Annotated in this window: 7 protein-coding genes; 5 read left to right on the plus strand and 2 right to left on the minus strand. The window is 71.7% G+C overall.

Going from position 1 to position 8,596, the window contains the following annotated elements:
• On the plus strand, positions 1-2,780 hold a 2,780-nt coding region (locus ACLN58_RS13945; RefSeq protein ID WP_415855861.1), incomplete at its 5' end, for an ATP-dependent helicase.
• A gap of 42 nt (positions 2,781-2,822) precedes the next feature.
• On the opposite strand, the gene ACLN58_RS13950 is transcribed toward ACLN58_RS13945, so the two are convergent.
• Positions 2,823-4,070, minus strand: a complete 1,248-nt coding sequence (locus tag ACLN58_RS13950; RefSeq protein WP_415855862.1) for a phosphotransferase — start codon at positions 4,068-4,070, stop codon at positions 2,823-2,825.
• Positions 4,071-4,210: 140 nt separating this feature from the next.
• Between ACLN58_RS13950 and nudC the strand changes: the two genes are divergently transcribed.
• From nudC to ACLN58_RS13970, 4 genes are all read left to right on the plus strand, one after another.
• A complete protein-coding gene (nudC, locus tag ACLN58_RS13955) occupies positions 4,211-5,362 on the plus strand; it encodes an NAD(+) diphosphatase (RefSeq protein WP_415855863.1) in 1,152 nt (383 codons plus the stop codon).
• On the plus strand, positions 5,362-7,473 hold the full coding sequence (locus ACLN58_RS13960; RefSeq protein ID WP_415855864.1) for an ATP-dependent DNA helicase UvrD2: 2,112 nt from the start codon (positions 5,362-5,364) through the stop codon (positions 7,471-7,473). The genes nudC and ACLN58_RS13960 overlap by 1 nt, the downstream gene beginning before the upstream one ends.
• Positions 7,474-7,549: 76 nt before the next feature.
• Complete coding sequence (locus tag ACLN58_RS13965; protein ID WP_415855865.1) at positions 7,550-8,092, plus strand: YgjP-like metallopeptidase domain-containing protein; 543 nt, start codon at positions 7,550-7,552, stop codon at positions 8,090-8,092.
• A 9-nt stretch (positions 8,093-8,101) separates the two neighbouring features.
• Complete coding sequence (locus ACLN58_RS13970) at positions 8,102-8,299, plus strand: hypothetical protein (RefSeq protein ID WP_415855866.1); 198 nt, start codon at positions 8,102-8,104, stop codon at positions 8,297-8,299.
• Here the strand turns inward: ACLN58_RS13970 and ACLN58_RS13975 are convergent.
• Positions 8,296-8,596 (minus strand): zinc-dependent metalloprotease (locus ACLN58_RS13975; RefSeq protein ID WP_415855867.1); only part of this gene is annotated, 301 nt, incomplete at its 5' end. The genes ACLN58_RS13970 and ACLN58_RS13975 overlap by 4 nt on opposite strands.

Genomic DNA, 8,596 nt, shown 5'->3' on the forward strand with positions numbered 1-8,596 from the left:
CGCTCGACTACGGTGACCTCGTGGCCCTCGCCGCCCGCATCGCACGCGACGTGCCCGAGGCCGGAAGGCTCTTGAGATCGCAATACCGTGCGGTGCTCCTCGACGAGTTCCAGGACACCTCCCACGCGCAGACCGTGCTGTTCTCGCAGTTGTTCGGAGGCGGCCACTCCGTGATGGCGGTCGGCGATCCCAACCAGTCGATCTACGGCTTCCGGGGCGCCTCGGCCGGCCAGCTCGCGACGTTCCCATCGACCTTCCCGCGGATCCTCCCGGACGGCGGCAGGGCGCGCGCCGCCGTGAGCCACCTGACGACGGCGTGGCGCAACAGCGTCTCCGTGCTCGCGACCGCGAACATCGTGTCGGTACCCCTGCGCCACACCGCTCCGTACGCGCAGGGCGCGGCCCGCGCGGACGTCCGGACGCTCGAGCCGAGCCCCGCGGCGCAGCGCGGACGGGTCGTGCTTGGTCGCTTCACCGATGAGCTTGAGGAGGCCCGGGCCATCGGGGACGAGCTCGCGGCGTTTGCGTCCTCGCGTGGCGTCGCACTGGGCCACGGCGCGGGCCCCAGACCCCCCAGGAGGGCGGGCGTCGAGCCGGATCGGCCTACGATGGCGGTCCTGTGCCGCAAGCGTGCCCAGTTCGCCTCCGTGCGCCGCGAGCTCGAGCTTCGCGGAGTGCCGTACGAGGTCGTGGGCCTGGGGGGACTCCTCGACACACCGGAAGTCATCGACGTTGTGAGCACACTGCGCGTCATCGCGGATCCTGGCCGGTCGGACGCGCTCATGCGCCTCATGACCGGCGCGCGCTGGCGGCTCGGTCCGGCGGATCTCATGGGCCTCGCGGACTGGTCGAGACACCTCGCGGTCCGTCGCGCCCAGGCGGCGCGGCCCGCCGAGCAGGATCTCGACGCTCCGGGCAAGTCGGAGGAGGAGGTCGTCGAGGGCGACCTCGCCGATGCCGCGAGCCTCGTCGAGGCGATCGACCGCCTGCCGCGCCCCGAATGGGTTTCAGGGGCGGGCCGGTCGATCAGCCCGGAAGGGCTGTCACGCCTGGCCAGGCTGCGCAACGAGCTCCGCACGCTCCGAGCCCTCAGCTCGGACGAGATCGGCACGCTCATCGCGCACGTCGAGCGGTCGCTCCTGCTCGATATCGAGCTCGCGGCCCGCCCCGGCGCCTCCGTCCACCAAGCTCGGCGGAATCTCGACGCATTCCAGGAGGCCGCGGCCTCGTTCCTTGCGCAGTCCACCTCGTCCGAACTCTTGGCGTTCCTCTCGTGGCTCGACGCCGCCGTCCAGGAGGAATCCGGCCTCGACATGGCGCCGAGCGAACCGATTCCTGGGGCGGTCCAGCTGCTTACGGTGCACGCCTCGAAGGGCCTCGAATGGGACGCTGTGGTCGTCGCCGGGCTCAACCAGGGCGCCTTCCCCAGCGGCGGCAACGATCGTTGGACGAGCGGCTCGTCGGCCCTTCCGTGGCCCCTGCGCGGCGATCGTCGCGAACTGCCGCAATGGGACACCGACCAGCCCGATCAGAAGAGCTGGGTCGACGCCGAACGGGCTTTTTCGGACGACGCCGACGCTCACGCCGAGCGCGAGGAGCGTCGCCTTGCGTACGTGGCCTTCACGCGCGCGAAGGAGCTGCTCGTCGCGACCGGCTCTGCGTGGTCGGCGAGCCGCGCCAAGCCGATGCTTTCCTCGCCCTTCCTCGCGGAGCTCCGGGACGCGGCCGCAGAGCACGGCTTCGAAGTGGCGGCTTGGGTCGAGGACAGCGAGCTGCCCGACGAGAATCCGCTCCACGCTGAGCCCGAGGCCTCGGTGTGGCCCTACGACCCGCTCGAGGGACCGCTCGATGCCGCAACCGGGCGTCGGAGGAGCCTCACCCGCGGCCGGCGGGAGCCCCTCGAGCGGGCCGCCGCGGCCGTGCTCGCCGCGATTGATCAGTCCGAAGGCCCCATGGGCAACACCCTGCCGAACGGGGCTGCGCCGTCGAACGGGGCTGCGCCGTCGAACCGGGCTGCGCCGTCGAACGGGGCTGCACCATCGAACGGGGCTGCGCCGACCATCGCAGCTGATGTGCTGAGAGAACCTCAGCCGCCAAGCGGACTCTCGCCGCGCGCCGCCGCGTGGGCACGCGAGGCGGATCTGCTTTTCGCCGAGCGCTCCCGGGCCGAGGACGGCTCCGGGGTCAGGCTGCCTGAACACGTCTCCGCCTCGACCTTGGTGGCGCTCGGCGAGGACGCTGGGGCCGTGGTGCGACAGCTTCGGCGCCCCGTCCCGCGCCGTCCGGGAGTGTCGGCGCGCCGGGGCACCGCCTTCCACGCGTGGGTTGAGGAGTACTACGCCCAGAGCGCCATGCTCGATCTTGAGGGGCTTGATCATGCCGACGAATTTGTCGATGAGGCGTACGAGCTGCAGTCGTTCGTCGATGTATTTCGGGCCTCGGGGTGGGCCAATCGGAACCCGGCGTTCATCGAGGTGCCGATCGAGACCCGGGTGGGGCCCGTCGTCGTCCGCGGACGCATCGACGCCGTATTCCGCGACGCTGACGGGACCTGGGACCTCGTCGACTGGAAGACGGGCCGCGCCCCGAGCGGACGCGAGGCCCAAGCGCGCGCGGTCCAGCTCGCGGTCTATCGGCTCGCGTGGTCGCGACTTCACGGAGTGCCGTTGAGTCAGGTTACGGCAGCCTTTTTCTACCTCGCGGACGGGCGCATCGTTCGGCCCGAACGGCTCGCAGGGGAGGCGGAGCTCGAACGGCTCATCGCGAACGCGCTCGAGTGACTACCCCCAGCGCTCGAGTGGCTACCCCCGCCACCCGGGTGGCTACCCCTCGTGGGAGTCGCCGCGCAGCACGCCAATGACCGGGATGGCGTCGGTGGGCGGCTCGACCTCGGGTGGCCGTACCGGCACGATGGGCCGGGGAGCGACGGGCCTGGAGGGAGTGAGTGGCTCGCTCGGCGCGGTGGGCTGCTCAGACTCTGTCGGCCGGGCTTGCGAGGGCGCCTGAGCCGGCTGCGCTGGCACCATGGGCTGGCCGGGCGCGCGCTCAGGCTGGGGCACGATCGGCGTCGCGGCGGTCGGAGTATCGAGTTGCTGTGCCGCCGCGTGGGCGGCCGCCTGCCGGGCCTCGGCCTCGCGGGCCGCCTCTTCGCGCTCGGCGGCATCGGCGGCGTCCTGCGCCTCGATGTCGGAGGCAAGCTGCGAGAGCATGTCTTCTCCGTCAGCCGCAGCGCCCCGATCGCCGAGGGCCAAGGCCTTGACGAGGTACTGGGCGAGCGCGAACTCCGCCGCGAGAGCGGCGCGGCGCAGGAGGTGGGGGTCCACCGGCTCCTGGCGCGCCTCGTGGTACGCGGCGACCACAGTGTCCACAAACTCGGGCTCGTTCGAGGCCACGAGCCACGCGATATCGTCGGCAGGGTCCCCGACCCGGAGATCGGTCCAACCCGTCACGGCCGTGATGCGCCCGTCGTCGACGAGGAGATTGTCCTCGTGCAGATCTCCGTGGACCACGGTCGGGTTGAACCGCCACATGCTCACGTCCTCGAGCGCGTTCTCCCATCGTCGCAGCAGCACGGGCGGGATCTTGCCTGTCGTGGCGGCCTGATCGAGCTCGTTGAGGCGGCGCTGGCGGAACTCGTTTGCGGAGTACGCGGGAAGGTCGGCCCCGTCGACGAGCGAGTGCGGGAGGGCGTGAACCGCGGCGAGCGCGCTGCCGATGTCGCGGACAAGCCGCGGGCCGCCGTGGGCCAGATCGCCGAGCTCACGAATCGAGCCGGCAAGATGCGTGTAGACGCACGTCGTGAGGCCGTCCATGCGCACGGTGCCTGCGACGGCGGGCAGCTGGAACGGCAGCTCGGCGCGGACGGCCGGCCCGAAGGCCCGCAGCACGAGCACCTCGGTCTCGAGGCGGGCGCTGGCCTCCGTGCCACGCGGGGAGCGTACGCGCCAGCTGCGTCCGTCGGCACCCCGGATGAGGGCCGAATCGAAGTCCGTCGCGTCGTCGGGCGACGACCCGACCGCGACGGGCTCGAGCCCGGGCACCGCGGCGGTCGCCAGGGCGGCTAGCTCCATGGGGGTACGTCTCACCTTGCCCACGGTAGCCCGCATGGGCGGGCGGATCACGGCCCCGCGCGGCGTGTCCCCACACCCGAGCTGTCCACAACGAGAGGCCCGCGCATGCGACTGTCGGTGCGGCTCAGTACGGTAGGACTATGACCTCAGTCCCCGATCGCGACACCGTGCGCGACAACCCGCCCGCTCACGCCTCCCTCGAGCCCCACGGGGGAGGCCTGTCCGCGGGCGTTCGGGGCAACGGAACCGGCCCGGCCGCCGGCGTGCTCTCGCCGGATCTGCTGCCCGTCCAGCCGGCCGCTCTGGACCGGCGGAACGAGGAACGCGCCGACTCCTCGTTCCTTCCGGGCGTGCTGCGCGATCCGAGCACGCTCGCCATCCTGCTCTCGCAGCGCCGAGCAGCGATGAACGGAGAAGCACTCATCGCTCTGCCGACGGCGGACCTCCCGCGAGAGTGGCTCGCAGGCCTCGTCATCTATCTGGGCCGCGTTCCCGAAGGGCCCACGGGAATCAGCGGGGTGCTCGCAGGGGTGCACGGAGGGCTGGCCAACGCAGCGGGCTCCGACGTCGTCCTCGTCGTCCTCCCCGAGCCCGTCGAGCCGGTGGCCGGCGTCATGTCCGAGCCCGCGGGCCCCGGGGCAGGGCTCCTGCCCTCGGGCACCCATTGGTCAGGCTTCCGCGAGGTGGGTCCATCGATGGACCCGTTCGAGGCGGGCGTCGTGCTCGAGGCCAACGCGATCGCGAACTGGCATGAGACGCATCCCCGCTGCCCTCGCTGCGGCGCGGCGACCAACGTCGTCATGAGCGGCTGGGTGCGCGTGTGCCCCGTGGACGCCTCTGAGCACTTCCCGCGTACCGACCCGGCGATCATCGTCACCGTGGTCGGGCCCGACGGACGCGTGCTGCTGGGCCGTGGCGCGCGCATGCGCTCCACGATGTTCTCCACCCTCGCGGGCTTCGTCGAGCCGGGCGAGTCTCTTGAGCAGGCGGTCGTGCGCGAGATCGCCGAGGAGGTCGGCGTGCGGGTCACCGAGTGCCAATATCTGGGCTCGCAGCCGTGGCCATTCCCGGCGTCGCTCATGCTCGGCTTCACAGCGCGCACCGAGGACACTGTGGCGCGGCCGGACGGCCAGGAGGTGGTGCGGGCTCGCTGGTTCGACCGGGAGGAGCTCCAGTCGGCCGTCGCGTCCGGAGAGGTCACGCTTCCGAGCACGGCGTCGATCTCGCGCGCCCTCATCGAGCACTGGAACGGCGGGCCGATCGCCGAGCCTGCCGCGGCCGCGGTGCGTTGATGGCGGGCGAAGCACCGTCCCTCGAGGAGCGGCTCCTCGGCGGTCTCGACGACGAACAACGTGCGGTCGCGACCACGCTGCAGGGCCCTCTGTGCGTGCTCGCGGGCGCCGGAACGGGCAAGACCCGCGCCATCACTCATCGCATCGCGTACGGCGTGCAGACGGGCGCCTTCCAACCGCAACGACTGCTCGCCGTGACGTTCACCGCCAGGGCCGCCGCGGAGATGCGCGGCCGCCTCCGCGACCTCGGGGCCGGGGGAGTGCAGGCCCGGACGTTCCACGCCGCGGCCCTGCGCCAGCTCCAGTACTTCTGGCCCCAGGCCGTGGGCGGGCAGCTCCCTGGCCTCCTCGAGCACAAGGCGCAGGCCATCGCGGAGTCGGCCCGCCGGCTGCGCCTCACGGTCGACCGCGCGGCGATCCGCGACCTCGCGTCCGAGCTCGAGTGGGCCAAAGTGTCGATGCTCACGCCCTCGACGTATCTCGAGGGCGCCGCGGGCCGCGGCGAGCCGGGCGGCCTTCAGCCGCCCACGGTCGCGAGGCTGTTCCAAGCGTACGAAGACGTCAAGGTGGACCGGAACCTCATCGATTTCGAGGACGTCCTGCTCATCACGGTCGGCATCCTCCAGGAGGATCAGAAGGTCGCCGCCCAGGTCCGCGAGCAGTACCGGCACTTCGTCGTCGACGAGTACCAGGACGTTTCGCCGCTCCAGCAGCGGCTGCTCGAGCTGTGGCTCGGCGGCCGCGACGAGCTCTGTGTTGTGGGTGACGCGAGCCAGACCATCTACTCGTTCACCGGCGCGACGTCGGCGCACCTCCTCGAGTTCGGGAAGCGGTACCCCGATGCCACGCTCGTGAAGCTCGTGCGCGACTATCGTTCCACGCCCCAGGTGGTCCAGCTCGCCAACCGGCTCCTCGGCTCCCGGCGGAGCGGCGGGCCCGCGGCAGATCGGCTATGGGCCGAGCCGCTTCAGCTCGTGGCCCAGCGGCCGCAGGGCCCTGAGCCGGAGTTCACGGAGTGCGCGGACGACGAGGCCGAGGCCGCCACGGTCGCCAAGCGCATCGGCGAGCTTGTCGCGGCCGGCACCGAGCCCAAGGACGTCGCCGTCCTGTTCCGCACGAACGGCCAGTCCGAGGCGTTCGAGCAGGCGCTGAGCGCTGCGGGCATCGGCTACCAGCTGCGAGGCGGGGAACGCTTCTTCAACCGGCGCGAAGTGCGGGACGCGATCCTCCAACTCCGCACCGCCGCGCGCGCCCAGCCCGACGGCGTGGCGCTCGGGCAGTCCGTCCGGGACGTCTTGTCCTCCCTTGGCTATGCCGACGTCGCCCCGAGCGGCAGCGGCGCCACGCGCGAGCGGTGGGAGTCGCTATCGGCCCTCGTGGCGCTCGCCGACGAGTTGTCCGCGAGCCGCGGAGAGGGCTTCGGAATGGCGGACTTCGTGCTCGAGCTCCAGGAACGGGCCACGTCCCAGCATGCCCCCGCTGTCCAGGGGGTCACGCTCGCGTCCCTCCACGCGGCCAAGGGCCTCGAGTGGGACGCGGTGTTTCTCGTGGGTCTGAGCGAGGGCCTCGTCCCGATCTCCTTCGCGGACACCCCAGTCACGGTCGACGAGGAGCGCCGCCTGCTCTACGTCGGCATCACGCGAGCTCGCCACTTCCTGCACCTCTCGTGGTCGCTCGCGCGCACCCCGGGAGGGCGCGCCCACCGCCGTCCGTCGCGCTTCCTCGACGGGCTGCGTCCGGGTTCATTGCGGACGACGGCGGGGCCAGCCGGCGGCGGCTCGTCCCGCCGCCGTCGCGAATACAAGGGCCCCGCGCTGTGCCGGGTGTGCGGCACCGTGCTCGAAACCGGGGCCGAGCGGAAGCTGGGCCGGTGCAACGATTGCCCGCCGACGTACGACGAGGCGACGTTCGAATCGCTTCGCGCGTGGCGCCTCGAGCAGGCGCGCGAGGCCGACGTCCCGGCGTTCGTCGTCTTCACCGACGCGACACTCACGGCGATAGCGGAGGCGAAGCCGGCGAGCCTCGAGGATCTGTCGAAGGTCGCGGGGGTGGGCAAGGCCAAGCTCGAACGCTACGGCGGCGCGGTCCTGGAGCTGCTCCGTGGCGCCTGACGCGGCGGGACGTGACGGGATGGGACCTGCCACGGGGAGAGGCACGGTGGGGAGGGGCACGGTGGGGAGTGAAAGCTTGAGCAACCCAGAGCGACCTCCCGTCGAGGTTCGCCGCTCGGCGAGGCGACGCAAGACAGTGAGCGCGTTCTGGGAGGGGGGCACCGCCGTCGTCGCCATTCCGGCCCGCTTCACCAAGGCCGAGGAAGAGCATTGGGTGGGGCGCATGGTTGAGCGCCTCGAGTCAAGCTCCGCGCGTCGGGCCGGGCGGCGGAGCGACGCGGAACTCATGGAGCGCGCGCTCGAGCTCTCGGCACAATACCTCGGGGGTCGTGCCCGGCCAGGATCCGTCCGCTGGGTCACGAACCAGAGCTCGCGTTGGGGCTCGTGCACGCCGTCGGATCGCAGCATTCGGCTCTCGCATCAGCTTGAGGGGATGCCGTCGTGGGTCGTCGACTACGTGATCGTCCACGAGCTCGCGCACCTGCTCGTCGCCGGCCATACTCCGGAGTTCTGGTCCCACGTGGCGGCCTACCCGCGGGTCGCGGAGGCGAAGGCGTTCCTCGAGGGCGTCTCGTTCGCCACGGCGCGGGGCCTTAACGACGGGACGGGCGCGGCCTAGAATCTGGCCATGGTCGAGCTTCCTGCAAGCTACAAGAAGTACCTCGAGGGCCGCGACGAGGAGTTCATCGAGACGGTGCGCCCTGTCCTGCTCCAGTCAGCCGCGGACGCCGAAATGGGCGTGCGCGTCGTGGTCGATCCCCACGTCCTTCAGGCCCATCTTGACGAGAAGGTGCCGTACGGCCAAGTCGTCGAGGACATCGACTAGGCCGATCCCAGGCCGCCGTCGTCCTTCGAGCCGTCCTCCGGGCCCTTCTTCGGCTCCCCGCCGCCTTTGCTCGGGGTTTCATCCGAGGGCTCGTCGAAGCCGCCCGCGAGCAGCTTCTCGAGCGCGGCGTCCACTTCGGTGTCCTGCGCCTCGGCCGCGGACCGGCGCGCGCTGAAGCCCGTCGGATCATCGAGGTCCTCGGCCGCGGGCAAGAGGTCCGGGTGCCGCCAGATCGCGTCGCGACCGGCCACGCCGCGTTCCTCCGTGAGCGAGGCCCACAGCTTGGCGGCATCGCGC

The sequence above is a fragment of the Sinomonas sp. G460-2 genome (assembly GCF_047759905.1).
Classification (GTDB): Bacteria; Actinomycetota; Actinomycetes; order Actinomycetales; family Micrococcaceae; genus Sinomonas.